The organism is Haliea atlantica (genome assembly GCF_054779855.1).
Genome location: NZ_BAAGXL010000024.1, coordinates 51,934 through 68,935, shown reverse-complemented (window position 1 = coordinate 68,935; position 17,002 = coordinate 51,934). Strand labels below are relative to the sequence as shown.

Below are 17,002 nucleotides of genomic sequence, written 5' to 3'. Positions count from 1 at the left end.
TTGCCGCCGGCATTATCTCAAATACCTTGCCCTGAAGCAGGGTTTTTCAACAGCCTGCTAGGGCGAGCCGCTCTGCATACAGCCCGCGTCTGCCCTGGTCGGCAGACGCGGGTTTTTTGGTACCTGTCAGGTGTCGGCGCCGACTTCCCGCCAGGCGTCGATGGAGGGGCAGGAGCAGACCAGATTGCGATCGCCGTAGACGTTGTCGACGCGACCGACGGGCGGCCAGTACTTGTTGCGGCGCAGGGAGGCCACCGGGAAGGCGGCCTGTTCCCGGCTGTAGCTGTGCGACCAGTGATCGGCAGTCACTTCCAGCTGGGTGTGGGGGGCGTTGCGCAGGGGGTTGTCCTGGGCGTCCAGGCGCCCCTCCTGCACCGCGCGGATCTCCTCGCGGATACTGATCATGGCTTCGCAGAAACGGTCCAGCTCGGCCAGGGACTCCGACTCAGTGGGCTCCACCATCAGGGTACCGGCGACTGGGAAGGACATGGTGGGGGCGTGGAAGCCGAAGTCCATCAAACGCTTGGCAATGTCCTCCTCGCTGATGCCGCTCGCGTCCTTGAGCGGGCGGATATCCAGGATGCATTCGTGGGCCACGGTGCCGTCGTGCCCGGTGTAGAGCACCGGGTAGTGGTCGCGCAGGCGGTGGGCGATGTAGTTGGCGCTGAGGATGGCTACCTGGGTGGCGCGGGTCAGGCCCTCGGCCCCCATCATGGCGATGTACATCCAGGAGATGGGGAGAATCGAGGCGCTGCCCCAGGGGGCCGCCGAGACCACGTCATTGCTCTCCGGCAGGCCGGGGAGGGGAACCACGGGATGGCTGGGCAGGAAGGGCGCCAGGTGCGCGCCCACGCCGATGGGGCCCATGCCGGGGCCGCCGCCACCGTGGGGGATGCAGAAGGTCTTGTGCAGGTTCAGGTGGGAGACATCGGCGCCGAACTTGCCCGGCGCGGCCAACCCCACCAGCGCGTTGAGATTGGCGCCGTCGACGTAGACCTGGCCGCCGTGCTGGTGGACGATCTCGCAGACCTCGATCACGCTTTCCTCAAACACCCCGTGGGTCGAGGGGTAGGTGATCATGATGGCGGCCAGGCTGGCGGCGTGTTGTTCCGCCTTGGCACGCAGGTCGGCCAGGTCGATATTACCCAGGCTGTCGCACTCGACGATCACCACGCGCATGCCCGCGAGGGCGGCACTGGCCGGGTTGGTGCCGTGGGCGGAGGCGGGGATCAGGCAGACATCGCGCTGGGTATCGCCGCGACTCTCGTGGTAGCGGCGGATCGCCAGCAGCCCGGCGTATTCCCCCTGGGAACCGGCGTTGGGCTGCAGGGAGATGGCGTCGTAGCCGGTGCACTCCTTCAGCATGATTTCCAGCTCGGCGAGCATCTCCCGATAGCCCTCGGTCTGGTCCGCCGGGGCAAAGGGGTGCAGGGCGGCGAAGGCCGGCCAGGTGATCGGCAACATTTCCGCGGTGGCGTTGAGTTTCATGGTGCAGCTGCCGAGGGGAATCATCGCGCGGTTGAGGGCAATGTCGCGGTCCTCCAGGCGGCGCAGGTAGCGCAGCATCTCGGTTTCCGCGTGATAGTCCTGGAACAGCGGGTGCTGCAGGTAGTCCACCGGGCGCGCCAGGGCCGCGGGGATGCCGTCGATGGCCTCGGCATCGCGCTCGCGACTTGCCCGCAGGGGCACCGCACCGGTGACCGCCTGCAGAATCCGGTCGACATCCTCGGCGGTGGTGGTCTCGTCCAGCGCAATGCTCAGACGGTCCTCGCCCAGGGGGCGCAGATTCATGCCCAGGTCCACGGCGCGGGCCAGGATGGCGTCGCGCTGCGCGCCCGCTTGCAGGGTCAGGGTATCGAAAAAGTGCTGATTCTCGGGGTTGAAACCGGCGTCGCGCAAGCCGCGGGCCAGCAGGCCGGTGAGGCGGTGCACCCGCTCGGCAATCCGCCGCAGGCCGCCGGGACCGTGGTACATGGCATAAAAGGCCGAGAGGATCGACAGCAGGGCCTGGGCGGTACAGATATTACTGGTCGCCTTCTCCCGACGGATGTGCTGCTCGCGGGTTTGCATGGCCATGCGCAGGGCCTGGTTGCCATGGCCGTCGATGGACACGCCGATCAGGCGACCGGGGGTCGAACGCTTGTAGGCGTCCCGGGTGGCGAAGAAGGCGGCATGGGGGCCGCCAAAGCCCATGGGAATGCCAAAGCGCTGACTGCTGCCGACCACCACATCCGCACCCTGGGCACCGGGTGACTGCAGCACCAGCAGGGAGAGGATGTCCGCCGCCACGGCGACCAGAGTATTGGCGTTGTGGGCGCGATCCACCAGCGGCGCCAGTTCGCGAACCTCCCCGGTGGTTCCGGGGTACTGCAGCAGCATGCCAAAGGCGTCCCGCGAACCGGGCAGGTCTTCCGCGGGGCGGGTCACTACCTCGATATCCAGGGCCTCTGCGCGGGTCTTGACCACCGCGATGGTCTGCGGGTGGCAGTCGTCCGCGACCAGGAAGACATTGCTGCGGGACTTCTTGTTGACCCGCTGCAACAGGGTCATGGCTTCGGCCGCGGCGGTGCCCTCGTCGAGCATGGAGGCGTTGGCCAGCTCCATGCCGGTGAGGTCCATGATCATCTGCTGGTAGGTCAGCAGGGCCTCCAGGCGCCCCTGGGAGATCTCCGGCTGGTAGGGCGTATAGGCGGTATACCAGCCGGGGTTTTCCAGGACATTGCGCTGGATCACGGCGGGCATCCGGGTGTCGTGGTAGCCGGCACCAATGAAAGACTTGAGGATACGGTTCTTGTCGGCCATTTCCCGCAGCCGCGCCAGGGCATCCTCCTCGCTGCGCGGGGTGCCGAGGGCCATGGGCGAGCGTCGGCGAATGGCGGCGGGTACCGCGGCGTCGATCAGCGCCTCCGTGTCGGCATAGCCCAGCTGGCGAGCCATCTCGAGCTGCTGCTCGGGGGTGGGGCCAATGTGGCGCTGGATGAACGCCTGGGAATGCTCCAGGTCCTGCAGGGTGGGGCGGCTCATGGGGGCTCCGGGGATAGCTGTTCAGGGGGACTGCTCGCGCAGGCGCGATGTTAGCAGCCGCCCCCCGGGCGTTCAATAAAGCCGGTCTTCTGCTCATAATGTGACCGGGTTGGCTCGGGCGCACGCCTGGTTTGCGCCCCTGCCATGCGCCCGCTACTCTGTCAGGCGACTCAATAATAAACACAAGGAGTTTCCCATGCGTCTGTGGCCTATTGCCGCCCTGGTGATTCTGCCGGTGCTGGTCGCCTGTTCCGACAGTTCCAGCAACCGCGGCAGCCCCGAAGTGCCTCTGCCCCCGGAGCGCATCAGTATCGATACACCCAACCCCGATCGCTGCGAGATCCTCGATGGCGAGAACTGCCTGTTCCCCTGGCCCAGCGATGCCCTGACCGTGGAAGATCCGGAGATGGCATCGGGGCGACGCGTCAATCTGGCGCGGGCTTCGCTGCCGGCCAATCGCCAGGGGGTGCGGGTCGATCCCGCGGAGTGGAACCGCAACGACGGCTTCTCGCCCTCGCAGATGATCCTGGTCCAGGTGCCGGGTCTGGATCCGGAGCAGAGTGACATCCCGCCGCTGACTGACCTGTCGCAATCCCAGGCGCCCGATTCCTCGGTCATGGTGATTCGCGCGCGCACTGGGGAACCGCACCTGGTGTTCGGGGAGCTGGATGCCAATACCGACGATCCCGCCGAGCAGACCTTCATTGTCCGGCCCATGGTCCAGTTTGAACGCGGCGAGCGCTACATCGTGGTGCTGCGCAACCTGCGCGATGCCGAGGGCAACCTGTTGGAGGCGCCACCGGTCTTCCGCGCCTTCCGTGACAATACACTGACCGACAACGAGGCCATAGAGGCCCGCCGCCCGGCGATGGAATCCCTGTTCGCCGAATTGACCGCGGCCGGTATCGAACGCGATGAGCTGTACCTGGCCTGGGACTTTACCGTGGCCAGTGCACGCAATATCACTGAGCGCATCCTGCATATCCGCGACCAGGCCTTCAGCCTGCTGGGCGGCGGCGCTCCCGCCTGGAGCATCAGCAGTCAGACGGATTTTGCCCCCTGCGGGGAGGACGGTTGCCAGGAGGGCGAGGACGAGCAGATTGCCCGGGAGGTGGCGGGTACCTTCGCGGTGCCCAACTTCCTGGACTCGGCCGATGGCGTTCCGGGCTCGCGCTTTCATTATGCGGAGCCGGATGACGGCCTGCCGGACCGCTTTGCCCCCGACAGCAACTTCGAGGCGAACTTCATCTGCCGCATACCGCGCTCGGTGGCGGAGGATTTCAGTCAGCCGCCCAAGGTCGTGGCACGGCCCTCGCTGTACGGGCACGGGCTTCTGGGTAGTGCCCGGGAGGTGCAGGGCGGCACCGGTCAGAATGTCGACATCATGGCCGATACCCACCAGATGATGTTCTGCGCCACGGACTGGGCCGGCTTTGCCGGGGAAGATGTCGGCTTCGCCGTGCAGGTGCTGCAGGACTTCAGCCTGATGCCCGCCTTTTTTGATCGCCAGCAACAGGGCCTGCTGAATTTCATGTTCCTGGCGCGCCTGCTCAAGCATGAACAGGGCTTCGCCGCTGACCCCGCCTTTCAGGCTGGCGGAGAGCCGGTGTTCGACAACCGGCATGTCTTCTACGACGGTAACAGCCAGGGGGGTATCCTCGGCGGTGCCCTGATGGGCGTGATACAGGACGTGACCCGCGGCGTGCTCGGTGTACCCGGTATGTCCTACAGCTTCCTGTTGCGGCGCAGTGTCGATTTCGAGGCCTTCAAGCCCTTTTTCAGTGGCAGTGGCGCCGGGGACAATGGCGGCGGCTATCCCAGTATCAAGGACCAGAGCTTTCTGCTGTCTTTCGCGCAGATGCTCTGGGACAGGGCGGAGGCCAGCGGTTACGTCACCCACATTGAACGCGACCCGCTGCCCAATACACCCACCCATGCCGTGTTGTTGCAGGTCGCCTATGGGGATCACCAGGTGAGCATGTGGGCGGCGGAATTCATGGCGCGCAGTATCGGGGCCAAACTGCGGGTTCCGGGCACCGAACCTGGACGCCACCCCGACAGCAAGCCCTACGTCGGTCTGGAACCGCTGCCGGCAGGGGAGTTTACCGGCTCGGTCCTGACCATCTGGGATGACGGCCCGGTGGGAGGGGGCGCCGAAGACGGCGGCACGGCCCCGCCACCGATCACCAACACCCCGCCGTTTGAGCCCGATTTTGGCGAGGACCCCCACAGTCTGCCGCGCAAGGAGCCGGCGGCCCAGGCACAGAAGTCAGCCTTCCTGCGGCCGGCCGGAGAGGGGCGCTTCCTGGATACCTGCGATCCCTCGCTGGCCTGTACCACGGATGGTTATCAGCCCGGCGGCTAGCCCCTAGCCGCTTCCCGGGCCCGCCGCATTGCCGGCGGGCCTGATCCACAGGCGCGAAACCTCGCCGCGGTGTGAATGTGTCACATCGGCGGGGTGCTGTTTTGTTAAGAATTGTAAATGCGAATAATTGTCACTATAGTTCGCCCCTGCAACCCAATTTACCGTTGTGAGGGAACCGATGAAGAAGTGCGTACTTGCCCTGGCCGTGGCAGCTGCCCTGCCAGCTGGTCAGGTTCTGGCCCAGGATAGTCTGCTGGAGGAGATCACCATCTTCGCTGACCGTGAGGCCGTGCGGGAGCTGCCGGGAACAGCCGCCCTGGTGGATAACGAGCAGATCCGGATTGAGGCAGCGACGGACATCAACCAGCTGTTGAAGACGGTCCCCGGCATCTACATCCGGGAAGAGGATGGCTACGGCCTGCGTCCGAATATCGGCATCCGCGGCGCCACCTCGGAGCGGGCCTCCAAGGTCACCCTGATGGAAGACGGCGTGCCGATCGCGCCGGCGCCCTACACCGCGCCCGCCGCGTACTACTTCCCCACCATGGCCCGCATGCACGCCGTGGAAGTGCTGAAGGGCGCGCCGCTGTTGCGCTATGGCCCGCAAACCACCGGCGGTGTGATCAACCTGGTCTCCACCCCGATTCCCGAGCAGTCCGCGGGCTTCCTCAACCTGCGTGGCGGGGAAGACGGCGAGATGGACCTGCTGGCGAACTACGGCGCTCGCTCGGGCAACTTCGGCTTCCTGGTGGAGACCGCCCAGCGTCGCAGTGACGGTTACAAGGATATTGATCGCAGCCGTCGCGAAAGCGGCTACGACATCAGTGACTATGTCGTGAAGCTGGCCTGGGAAACCGACACCCAGGCGCTGCTGTTCAAGGCCCAGTACTCCGAGGAAGTCTCCGACGAGACCTACCTGGGCCTCACCGATGCCGACTTCGCGCGTGACGAGAATCGCCGCTACGGCTTGTCCAGCATCGACGAGATGGACAACGACCACACCGGTTACAACCTCACTTACCGCCTGGCCCTGAACGAATCCACGCAATTCACCGCGACGGCCTATCACAACGAGTTCGCCCGCAACTGGTTCAAACTGGGTGGTGGCGGTGCCTTTATCACGGCCGCCAATGCGGGTGATGCCGAGGCCCAGGGCATCCTGGATGGCACAGTGGATGTTGCCGGCCTGGGTTACAAGAACAACAACCGGGAGTACGAGTCCACTGGCCTGGAGCTGAACCTGGACATTGAAATGGGCGCCCACCAGTTGGCCCTGGGCACCCGCTATCACGAAGACGAGATGAATCGTTACCAGCCGGTCGACGTTTACGACCAGATCAATGGCGACCTGGTCTATGTGGAAACTGTCGCCCCCACCGGTAGCGACAATCGCTTCGAGGATTCCGAGGCCCTGGCCCTCTGGGCACTGGATACCTGGCAGGTCAACGAGGTCATGACCCTCAACCTGGCCCTGCGCTACGAAGATGTCGAGTCCACCCGCCGGCAGTGGGCGGACAGCGAGCGCCTGGTGGAGCCCTCCCGCCGCAGTGGCGACAGCCGCGAGTGGTTGCCCGGGATTTCCATGACCTACGATGTGACCCCAAGCTGGCAGCTGCTTGCCGGTGTCCACCGCGGTTTCTCGCCCCTGGAGGGCGGCGCCCAGGACAACGAGGACCCCGAGACCAGCACCAACTGGGAGGCGGGCGTTCGCTACCAGGGTGACTGGTATGCCGAAGCGGTGGGCTTCTACAGCGATTTCGAGAACAAGGCGGAAAACTGTTCCAACGCCAACCCCTGCAGCAATGGTGCCACTTCCGGCTCATTTGTGACGGGTGAAGCGGTTATCCAGGGTCTGGAGTTCCAGCTCGGCACGGTCATGGAGCGCGCTGGTCTGACCATCCCGCTGGACCTGTCCTACACCTGGACCGATGCCACCATCAGCGAGGACGCAGAGACCCTGGGCTACACTGATGGCGACGAGCTGGCGGACATTCCCGAGAATGTGTTCAGCCTGCGCGCCGGTATCGAAACCGACTACGGCTGGAACAACTACGCGGTGGTCAAATACGTCGACGACATGTGCATGAGCATCGGTTGCAACAATGACGGCGACCGCTTTGATCGCAGCGAAGACCTGTGGGTGGTGGACGTCATCAGCCGCTACGCCCTGAACGAGGCGACCACGGTCTATGCCCGGGTGGAAAATCTGTTCGACGAACAGGCGATCGTGTCCCGGGTGCCGGACGGTGCCCGGCCGAACAAGCCGCGCACTGCCTCAGTCGGCGTTGAGTGGTTCTTCTAAGGGGCCGCTGTAGCGGATCTCCGCAATCCAGTAGCGCTGCTCCCCCTGGGGGCTGCGCACCTGGATCTCGTCATCCAGACGCTTGCCCAACAGGGCGCGCGCCACAGGTGAATCCACGCTGATCAGGCCCCGGGCGAGGTCGAACTCGTCCGGGCCGACAATCCGCCAGCGGCGCTCGCCGCCGTCCTCGTCCTCCAGCGTGACCCAGGCACCGAAGTAGATCTTGTCGGTGTCGTCCGGTATGCGGTCGACCACCTTGAGCTCCTCCAGACGCTTGCTCAGAAAACGCACCCGCGAGTCGATTTCCCGCAGGCGGCGCTTGCCGTAAATATAGTCGCCATTTTCCGAGCGGTCGCCATTCTTGGCTGCCTCGTGCACCGCCTGGGTGACCTGTGGCCGCTCGACTTTCCACAGCTGGTGGAGTTCCCGGCGCAGGACTGCCTCGCCCTCGGGGGTGATGTAGGCCGAGCCGCGTCGGCGAGGTGGTCGGTATCTGCTCATGCCGTGTATTCTAGGGCCTGGTTTGCGAGCAGCTCAATCACTTCGTAGCGGCCGCTTGTCGCGAGGTCTTGCCAGCGGGGCGGTTGCGGCTGATCTTCATGGAGGGTTCTTATGTCAACAGGTAGACGGTGGCGGATACCGGTCTGGTCGGCCTTGCTCTGGGCTTGGGGCATTGGCCCTGCTGCAGCCTGCATCGACTGGCAGGGCCAGCTGCAGCAGGGCGGGCTGGTATGGGCGCAGGTGGCGCCCGGCAGTCAGGTCCTGATGGATGGCGAGCCCCTGGATGTGCTGGAGGACGGGACGGTCTTCGCCGGTTTCGGCCGGGATGCCGCGACGACTGCCGAGGTGGTGTTGCGCGGCGATAGTGCCTGTCGGGAAACCCTCGCCATCGCGCCCCGGGAGTACCGTATCCAGCGGGTCGACGGCGTGCCCCAGCAGACCGTGACACCGCCACCCGAGGTGCTTGAGAGGATTGCCCGGGAGCGCAAGCTGGTGACTGCCGCCAAGGCCCGTTACCTGACGCGGCCGGACCTGCTGGCGGCGGCCCTGGCAGGCTTCCAGTGGCCGGTGGAGGGCCCCATCTCCGGGGTCTATGGCAGCCAGCGCATCTACAATGGCTCCCCCGGCAATCCCCATTACGGCGTGGATGTCGCCGTGCCCACCGGCACGGCCGTGCGAGCGCCCTCACCGGGGGTGGTCACCCTGGCCGAGCCCGATCTGTTCTACTCCGGCGGCACGATCATCCTCGATCACGGTTACCGCCTGTCCTCGTCTTTTCTGCACCTGAGCAAGGTCAGCGTGGCCGTGGGGGATGAGGTGAAAGCGGGCCAGGTCATCGGTGAAGTCGGCGCCACTGGGCGCGCCACGGGCCCGCACCTGGACTGGCGCATGAGCTGGCGCAGCGAGCGCATTGATCCCCAGTTCCTGGTGCCGCCGATGGCGTCAGACTGACGCGAGTCCCGGCCGCGGTGCAGCCGGCTCGAGCCGCCCGCCGGGCCCGTGCCGTGATTCGCTGTAAAAGCATCGCAAAGGCCGTATAATCGCGCCCTTTGGCCCGTTCCGGAGGCTGCAATGATCGACGACAAGCTGCTTGGCATCCTGGTTTGCCCGGTGACCAAGGCACCGCTGGAGTACGACCGGGAAAAACAGGAGCTGGTCTGCAAGGCCAGTGGCCTGGCTTATCCGGTGCGGGATGGTATTCCGGTGATGCTGGAAAGCGAGGCGCGCCAGCTCACCGCCGACGAAAAACTGGGGTAGTTGCCATGTCCGAGACCATTTTCGGCAAGATTCTGGCGGGTGAGATCCCGTCGGAGTTCATCTATGAAGACGAGCACTGCGTCGCCATCAATGACATCAACCCGCAGGCCCCGGTGCATGTGCTGGTGATCCCCCGCAAGGCGATTCCCCGCCTGGTGGATGCCGCAGATGACGATCGCGACCTGCTGGGGCACCTGATGCTGGCGGCGGGCAAGGTGGCCGAACAGCTCGGCGTCGCGGATGCCTTCCGGCTGATCGTCAACAACGGCGAAGGCGCGGGTCAGACCGTGTTCCACCTGCACCTGCATATCCTCGCAGGTCGCGGTTTCAGTGAAGGACAGATGGCAGGATTCCGATGAAGACAGGCGATATTCGCGAGGCCTTCCTGGCCTATTTTGAGTCCCAGGGACACACCCGGGTGCCGAGCAGCTCATTGGTGCCCGCCAACGACCCGACGTTGCTGTTTACCAACGCCGGCATGAACCAGTTCAAGGACACCTTCCTCGGCACCGACCCGCGTCCCTATACGCGTGCGGCCTCCAGCCAGCGCTGTGTGCGCGCCGGCGGCAAGCACAACGACCTGGAGAACGTCGGCTACACCGCTCGCCACCACACCTTCTTCGAGATGCTGGGCAATTTCAGCTTTGGCGACTACTTCAAGCGCGACGCCATCCGCTTCGCCTGGGAGTTCCTGACCGGCGAGCTCAAGCTGCCCAAGGAGCGCCTGTGGGTGACCTGCCACGTCTCCGATGACGAGGCGGAAAAGATCTGGGTCGAGGAGATCGGCTTTCCCAAGGAGCGCATCTCCCGCCTGGACGAGGACAACTTCTGGCAGATGGGCGACACCGGCCCCTGCGGACCCTGCTCCGAGATCTTCTACGACCACGGTGCCGACGTGCCCGGGGGCCCGCCCGGCAGTGAAGATGACGACCTCGATCGTTACATCGAGATCTGGAACCTGGTGTTCATGCAGTTCAACCGCGACGGCAGCGGCGAACTGCACCCCCTGCCCAAGCCCTCGGTGGACACCGGCATGGGCCTCGAGCGTATCGCCGCGGTCATGCAGGGGGTACACAGCAACTACGAGATCGACCTGTTCCAGGCCCTGATCCGCGCCGCGGCCGGCCTGCTCGGCGTCGAGGATCTCAGCCACAATTCCCTGCGGGTGATCGCCGACCATATCCGCTCCTGCGCTTTCCTGATAAGCGATGGTGTCCTGCCCGGGAACGAGGGCCGCGGCTATGTGCTGCGGCGCATCATTCGCCGGGCCGTGCGCCACGGCAACAAGCTGGGCGCCCGGGAAGCCTTCTTCCACCGCCTGGTGGGGCCGCTGGTCGAGCAGATGGGCGCGGCCTATCCCGAGCTGGCGGAGGCCCGCGAACGTGTGGAACAGGCACTGCTCAGCGAGGAGGAGCAGTTCGCCCGCACCCTGGACAATGGCCTGCAGATTCTCAACGAGGCACTGGAGGGGCTGGAGGGCACGGTGATCCCCGGGGAGGTAGTCTTTCGCCTCTACGACACCTACGGCTTCCCCACCGACCTGACCAACGACATCGCCCGCGAGCGCGGCCTGACCCTGGACATGGACGGCTACGAGGCGGCCATGGCAGAGCAGCGCAGCCGCTCCCAGGAGAGCGGCAGCTTCAAGGTCGACTACAGCAACGTGCTGCGCCTCGAGGGCAGTACCGAGTTTACCGGCTACGACGCGCTCGCCGGCCAGGGCAGGGTGACGGCACTGCTGCGCGACGGTGCTGAAGTCGAGTGCCTCGCCGCGGACGAGTCCGGGGTCGTGGTTCTCGACCGCACGCCGTTCTATGCCGAGTCCGGCGGCCAGGTGGGGGATACCGGTTACCTGCGCGCCGATGGTGTGGAGCTGGAAGTCACCGACACCACCAAGGCCGCCAGCCAGCACCTGCACCATGTGCGCGTGCTCGGCGGCAGTCTCAAGCTGGGCGATGTCCTGCAGTGCGAGGTAGATGGCGGTGTCCGCCAGCGCACCCGCCTCAACCACTCCGCCACCCACCTGATGCACGCCGCCCTGCGCCGCGTGTTGGGTGAGCATGTCACCCAGAAAGGCTCCCTGGTGGACTCCCAGCGCCTGCGCTTCGACTTCTCGCACAGCCAGCCGGTCAGCGCCGATGAGCTGGCAGAGATCGAGCGCCAGGTGAATGCCCAGATTCGTGCCAACACCCCGGTGAGCACGCGCCTGATGTCCATGGAGGAGGCCCTGGCGGCCGGTGCCATGGCGCTGTTCGGTGAGAAATACGGCGACGAGGTGCGGGTCCTGGCCATGGGGGAGGCGGACTATTCCGTCGAACTGTGCGGCGGTACCCACGTCGATCGCACCGGTGATATTGGCCTGTTCCGTATCGTCGCCGAATCCGGGGTTGCCTCCGGGGTGCGCCGGATCGAGGCGGTGACCGGGGAGGGCGCCCTGGCGGCGGTGGCTGAATTGAATGCGCGCCTGGATGCCGTGTGCGAGGTGGTCAAGAGTGGCCGCGACAAGGTGGTTGACCGGGTTGCGGCGCTGCGCAGCGAGGCGCGCGAACTGGAGAAGGAAGTCGCCCGCCTCAAGCAGAAGCTGGCAACTTCCGCCGGCGGTGACCTGACGTCGCAGGCGGTCGAGGTGGCCGGGGTGAAAGTGCTGGCGGCCAATGTCGACGGGGCCGATGCCAAATCCCTGCGCGATACCCTCGACCAGTGCAAGAACAAGCTCGGCTCTGCCGTGGTGCTGTTATCGGCTGTCGACGGCGACAAGGTGGCCCTGGTGGCGGGAGTCAGCAAGGATCTCACCGGCCAGCTCAAGGCCGGTGATCTGATGCGCGAATTCGCCGGACGCCTCGGCGGAAAAGGCGGCGGCCGCCCGGATATGGCACAGGGTGGCGGCAGTGACGTGGCGGCATTGCCCGCCGTATTGCAGGCGGTGCCCGAGTGGGTCCAGGGGCAGCTGGGAGCGGCCTGAGGGTCGCGCCGGTTGCGTTTTTCAGGATCTGAACTACAACTGTTCAATACCCGAGCGCAAGGCAGACAGGACGCTATGCTGATACTCACCCGCCGAGTCGGCGAATCGCTCAAGGTTGGCGATGACATCACCATCACGGTGCTGGGCGTGAAGGGAAACCAGGTGCGCATCGGGGTCAATGCACCCCGGGACGTCGCAGTACACCGGGAAGAAATCTACAATCGCATCCAGGACGGCGACGAGCCGCCCCTTCCCGACGACCACCAGGACTCCTGAGCAACAGGTGCTGCCCGCCGCGTCTGTCGGTGGCGGCGGGCTGTTGCCGACGTCTCTCCGGGGGCGGTGCGTGAAAGCGGCCCTGCGGGGTTTGAATTTCGGCACAGTATGGTATGATGCCGCCCCTCTGGTGAGGCAGTGACACGACACTGTTTCAACGCTGGCAATCGCCAGTCCAGAGCACCGGCGCAAGGCCGGTGACAACCTCTGCGGAGAGGTGGCCGAGTGGCTGAAGGCGCTCCCCTGCTAAGGGAGTATAGGGTAAAACCTATCGAGGGTTCGAATCCCTCTCTCTCCGCCATATCCTCACGTTATAAAGCCCCTCACGGACGCAGCTAGCCCAACACCCGCACCCGCAGGCTGCGCCCCTTTACCTTGCCGCGCCCAAGCTTGTCCAGCGCCGTATCCACCGCCTTGCGCCGCACCGCCACGCAGGCCCAGTTATCGTGGATGCTGATCTTGCCCACCTGGCTGCCGTCGATGCCGTTCTCGCTGGTGAGGGCGCCGAGGATATCGCCCGGGCGCAGCTTCTGCTTTTTGCCGGCGCCGATTTCCAGGCTCACCATGGGCGGTTTGTAGGCCGGCGTTTTCAGCAGCTCCCGCGAGGGCAGGGACTCGGCCACTATCGACTGTTCCAGCCGCGCTTCCAGCTTCGCCAACTTGTGGTCTTCTTTCTCGCTGAACAGGGTGCAGGCCAGGCCGCGGCTGCCGGCGCGGCCGGTGCGGCCGATGCGGTGGACGTAGACGTCCAGGTCCCGGGGGATATGGTAGTTGATGACGGCGTCCAACGCGTCGATATCCAGGCCGCGGGCGGCGACATCGGTGGCTACCAGTACCGAGAGGCTTTTGCTGGCAAAGCGGGTCAGGATGCGGTCACGCTCGCGCTGTTCCAGGTCGCCGTGAAGGGCCTGAGCACTGAAGCCCTCATTGGCCAGTTCCCTGGCGACCTCGGCGCATTCGGCTCGCGTGTTGCAGAAGATGACGGCAGAATCTGGTCTCTGTTGTAACAGCAGCAGGCGCAGGGCGACGCTGCGTTCGCTGTCCTCGACCCGGTAGAAGGCCTGGGCGATGCTGCTGCTGTCGTGGGTGGATTCCACCTGGACGCGTTCTGGCGACTGCATGACCCGTTGGGCAATCGCTTCGATTTCGGGGGGAAACGTGGCGCTGAACAGCAGGGTCTGTCGCTGGGCGGGGACATGCTCGAGAATGGCGTCGACAGAGGCCTGGAAGCCCATGTCCAGCATGCGGTCCGCTTCGTCGAGTACCAGGGTGCTCAGCTGCTCCAGTCTCAGGCTGCCCTTGCCCAGGTGTTCCTCGATTCGTCCCGGCGTGCCGACCACGATGTGGGCGCCGTGCTCGAGTGAACCGATCTGCGGGCCCAGGGGCATGCCACCGCAGAGGGTGAGTACCTTGATATTGTGTATCCCGCGCCCGAGGCGGCGAATCTCCCGTGACACCTGGTCCGCCAGCTCGCGGGTGGGGCAGAGCACCAGGGCCTGAACGGCGAAGCGCCCCACCGCCAGTTTGTTCAACAGACCCAGGCCGAAAGCGGCGGTCTTGCCGGAGCCGGTCTTGCCCTGGGCAATGACATCGTGTCCGGCCAGGATGAGAGGCAGGCTGCTCGCCTGGATTGGGGTCATGCTGTGGTAGTCCAGCGTGGCAAGGTTGGCCAGCAGGTCTGCCTGCAGGCCGAGAGAGGAAAACGCGGTAGTCACGGGGCGGGCCTCGAATGGCGAATCACACGGTATCTGGCGGCGAGTCACGGGAGGTGACAGCGCGGCTGATGTCTGACGAGGCCGCAGTGTAACAGAGCGACGGGCCCGGCCCGGGTTTTGTCGCCGCAAGCGCCAAAAAGTCCGCTGTCAGAAAGCCCGGTCGTGCAACAGTCAGCGGGCGCAAGACCGGGGCTCTGCTGTCGGTCGCGCTAGAAATCGTAGCGCAGGTCGAGTCCCCAGGTGCGGGTATTGCCCCAGCTATTGGTGTACAGCCCATCGGGCGGGTTGATGCCGAAGGTGGGTACATCGAAGCCACCGGTGCGGTACTCCTCGTCGCCGAGGTTTTTGCCCCAGAGGGCGAGGGTAAAGGGCGAGCCCATGATGCCAGCGAGTTCCAGTCGCGCATCCAGCAGGCTGTAGCTGTCGCCCTCGATCAGCGGGGAGGGTGCGACCTGGAAGTACTGCTCGTCGACCCAGGACCAGTCGAGTCGCAGCAGCAGTCGGCCGAGTTCGCCCACCTGCGCCTCGTAGCGGGCCGTCACGCTGGTGGTCCACTCTGGCGAGAACTGGAAGTTATACAGGTCGGCGACATCGATAAATTCCAGGGTGGTGAAGTCCTGGCTCAAGTAGTTGTCGTACTCGGGGTCCAGCCAGCCGAGGGTGCCGCTGATCTGGAAGGCCTCCGAGAGCACCAGGGTGGCCTCGAGCTCGGCGCCGGTCATGGTGGCGCCGGCGGCGTTCTCGATACGGCTGAGGAAGGTAAAGGTATTGGGGTCGATGCTGTTGATCTGTACCTGCCAGTCGTCGAGCTCCTGGTAGAAGGCGGCGACGTTGAGGCGCAGACGCTGGTCCAGCAGGTCGGACTTGATGCCGACCTCGTAGCTGGTGATCTCGGCATCGTCATAGGGCGTGAAGTTGCGCACCTCGGTAGCCCGACCATTCAGGCCGCCGCTCTTGAAGCCCACGGAATAGGTGGCGTAGAGCATGGTGGTGTCGGTCGGCTGGTAGCTCAGGGTGACCCGGGGGGACAGGTTGTCCGTCTCGAACTCGTTGGTCGGCGCCAGGTCGCTGATGGGCAGGGTGCCTCCGGTGGCAGGGAAGAAGATCGACGAATCGACAGTTTTCTCCTCCTCGGTGTAGCGACCGCCCAACGAGGCCTTCCAGCGTTCATTGAAGGCGTAGGAGAGCTCCGCATACACCGCCCAGGTATCGGTCTCGGTCTCCAGAGTGATCACGGTATTGGGTGTCTGTGCCCCAAATTGTTGCTGCAGCTGGTAGAAGCCCTCGTCGGCACTGATGAAGACCCCCGAGACGATGTTCAGTCGCTTGTCCAGGGCGGTCCCCAGGAACTGGAATTCCTGGGTGAAAAAGTCGTAGTCCTGTTCCAGGGGGCCGGAGATCAAGTAGTAGGGCACCATGGTGCGGAAGCTGGAAAGTTCGGTACTGCGGTAGCCGGTCAGTGACTTGAGGGTGAAATCCTCCACGGGCCCGAGGTCACCCACCTCGTAGCTCAGGGTGAGCCCGTTGAATACCTGGCGGAACTTGTCGAAGACTTCCTCCGGGGTGGCGACCGTGCGGTCCAGCCCGGGGTCACTGGTTTCGGAAAGGCCGGGAAAGATGATATCCAATCCTGGTTCGATCAGGGTCGGTTGCCAGCCATTGGGGGTCTGGTTGGCATCGAACCAGTCGACGGTATAGTCGGCGGTGAAGCGATCCCCGATATCCGCCGCGAGGGCAAAGCGCGCGGTCTGGAAATCCTTGTCGTTGAGATCGGAAAAGGTGGTGTTCTCGATCAGGCCGTCGCGCTTCTGCTGTCCGTAGCTGAGGCGCCCCGCCAGGCCGTCGGCAAACGGCACGTTGACACTGAACTTGCCGCCGTAGAGGTCGTCACTGCCGAGGGTGCCCACCACATAGCCACCCAGCTCCGGGCCTGGCCGCACGGTGGTGATGTTGATCGCACCACCCGCCGTGTTCTTGCCGAACAGCGTGCCCTGGGGGCCCCGCAGGATCTCGATCTGCTGGACGTCCAGCAAGTCGAAGAAGGCGCCCTGCATTCGCGCGATGTAGAAGCCATCCACATAGGTGCCCACCATGGGCTCCTCGGTGATGATGTCATCGGTGCGGCAGAGACCGCGCATGCAGGCGACCAGTGAGCTGTCGCCGCCGGCCCCGCGCTGCATCTGCAAATTGGGGGTGAACACGGAGAGTGAGGTCAGGGTCTCCATGCCGATTTCCCGCAGCGTCTCCTGGGAGTAGGCGCTGACCGCAATCGGCGTCTGTTGCAGGCTTTCCTCGATTTTGCGTGCAGAGACGACGACTTCTTCCAGCCTGCCGGCGCCCTGGGCTGCAACTGGCTGGATGTCGGCAAGTGTAAAGGCGGCGCCCACGGCGAGAGCGAGGGTGGGGCGGGCAAAGGCAGGGGTGCGGAGGGCGACTGGTGACATGGTGTTGATCCTTGCTGAATTATTATTGGTGTGTCACCCGGCGGGTGTGCGTGTCGGCCCCATGGGTGAACCTTTGGTGTGTGCGAGCCGGATCCGCCAGACAACAAACATTGTTATATCACGGTTTTATTTTTGCAGCCAGGGTGACACCCGCTC

11 protein-coding genes and 1 tRNA gene are annotated in these 17,002 nt (G+C 64.9%); 8 read left to right on the top strand and 4 right to left on the bottom strand.

Features of this window, described 5'->3' with window-relative positions:
* Positions 1 to 126 precede the first annotated feature (126 nt).
* Positions 127 to 3,024, bottom strand: coding sequence for an aminomethyl-transferring glycine dehydrogenase (gcvP, locus tag ACYVGS_RS15645; protein ID WP_460589616.1), 2,898 nt, complete (start codon positions 3,022 to 3,024; stop codon positions 127 to 129).
* Positions 3,025 to 3,220: 196 nt separating this feature from the next.
* Between gcvP and ACYVGS_RS15640 the strand changes: the two genes are divergently transcribed.
* Both ACYVGS_RS15640 and ACYVGS_RS15635 read left to right on the top strand, forming a co-directional pair.
* Positions 3,221 to 5,389 (top strand): hypothetical protein, encoded by a 2,169-nt coding sequence (locus tag ACYVGS_RS15640; RefSeq protein WP_460589615.1) that lies wholly within the window; start codon positions 3,221 to 3,223, stop codon positions 5,387 to 5,389.
* A gap of 178 nt (positions 5,390 to 5,567) precedes the next feature.
* Positions 5,568 to 7,691, top strand: a complete 2,124-nt coding sequence (locus ACYVGS_RS15635; protein WP_460589614.1) for a TonB-dependent receptor family protein — start codon at positions 5,568 to 5,570, stop codon at positions 7,689 to 7,691.
* Here ACYVGS_RS15635 and greB read toward each other — a convergent pair.
* A complete protein-coding gene (gene greB / locus ACYVGS_RS15630) occupies positions 7,665 to 8,192 on the bottom strand; it encodes a transcription elongation factor GreB (RefSeq protein ID WP_460589613.1) in 528 nt (175 codons plus the stop codon). The genes ACYVGS_RS15635 and greB overlap by 27 nt on opposite strands.
* Positions 8,193 to 8,303: 111 nt before the next feature.
* Here greB and ACYVGS_RS15625 point away from each other — a divergent pair, with 111 nt between their 5' ends.
* From ACYVGS_RS15625 to ACYVGS_RS15600, 6 genes are all read left to right on the top strand, one after another.
* Complete coding sequence (locus ACYVGS_RS15625; protein WP_460589612.1) at positions 8,304 to 9,143, top strand: M23 family metallopeptidase; 840 nt, start codon at positions 8,304 to 8,306, stop codon at positions 9,141 to 9,143.
* A 120-nt stretch (positions 9,144 to 9,263) separates the two neighbouring features.
* Positions 9,264 to 9,449, top strand: coding sequence for a Trm112 family protein (locus ACYVGS_RS15620; protein WP_460589611.1), 186 nt, complete (start codon positions 9,264 to 9,266; stop codon positions 9,447 to 9,449).
* A gap of 5 nt (positions 9,450 to 9,454) precedes the next feature.
* Positions 9,455 to 9,808 carry a histidine triad nucleotide-binding protein gene (locus ACYVGS_RS15615; RefSeq protein ID WP_460589610.1) on the top strand — a complete coding sequence of 118 codons (354 nt, stop codon included), beginning with the start codon at positions 9,455 to 9,457 and terminating at the stop codon, positions 9,806 to 9,808.
* Positions 9,805 to 12,411: an alanine--tRNA ligase gene (gene alaS, locus ACYVGS_RS15610; protein ID WP_460589609.1), complete on the top strand. Its 2,607-nt coding sequence runs from the start codon at positions 9,805 to 9,807 to the stop codon at positions 12,409 to 12,411. The genes ACYVGS_RS15615 and alaS overlap by 4 nt, the downstream gene beginning before the upstream one ends.
* Positions 12,412 to 12,486: 75 nt before the next feature.
* The gene (gene csrA, locus ACYVGS_RS15605) at positions 12,487 to 12,687 is read left to right on the top strand and encodes a carbon storage regulator CsrA (RefSeq protein ID WP_460589608.1); all 201 of its coding nucleotides are present in this window, start codon (positions 12,487 to 12,489) and stop codon (positions 12,685 to 12,687) included.
* Positions 12,688 to 12,898: 211 nt separating this feature from the next.
* Positions 12,899 to 12,988, top strand: a tRNA-Ser gene (locus tag ACYVGS_RS15600).
* 34 nt (positions 12,989 to 13,022) lie between these two features.
* Here the strand turns inward: ACYVGS_RS15600 and dbpA are convergent.
* On the bottom strand, positions 13,023 to 14,402 hold the full coding sequence (gene dbpA / locus ACYVGS_RS15595; protein WP_460589607.1) for an ATP-dependent RNA helicase: 1,380 nt from the start codon (positions 14,400 to 14,402) through the stop codon (positions 13,023 to 13,025).
* A gap of 209 nt (positions 14,403 to 14,611) precedes the next feature.
* Positions 14,612 to 16,846, bottom strand: a complete 2,235-nt coding sequence (locus ACYVGS_RS15590) for a TonB-dependent receptor (RefSeq protein WP_460589606.1) — start codon at positions 16,844 to 16,846, stop codon at positions 14,612 to 14,614.
* Between the last annotated feature and the right edge of the window lie 156 nt (positions 16,847 to 17,002).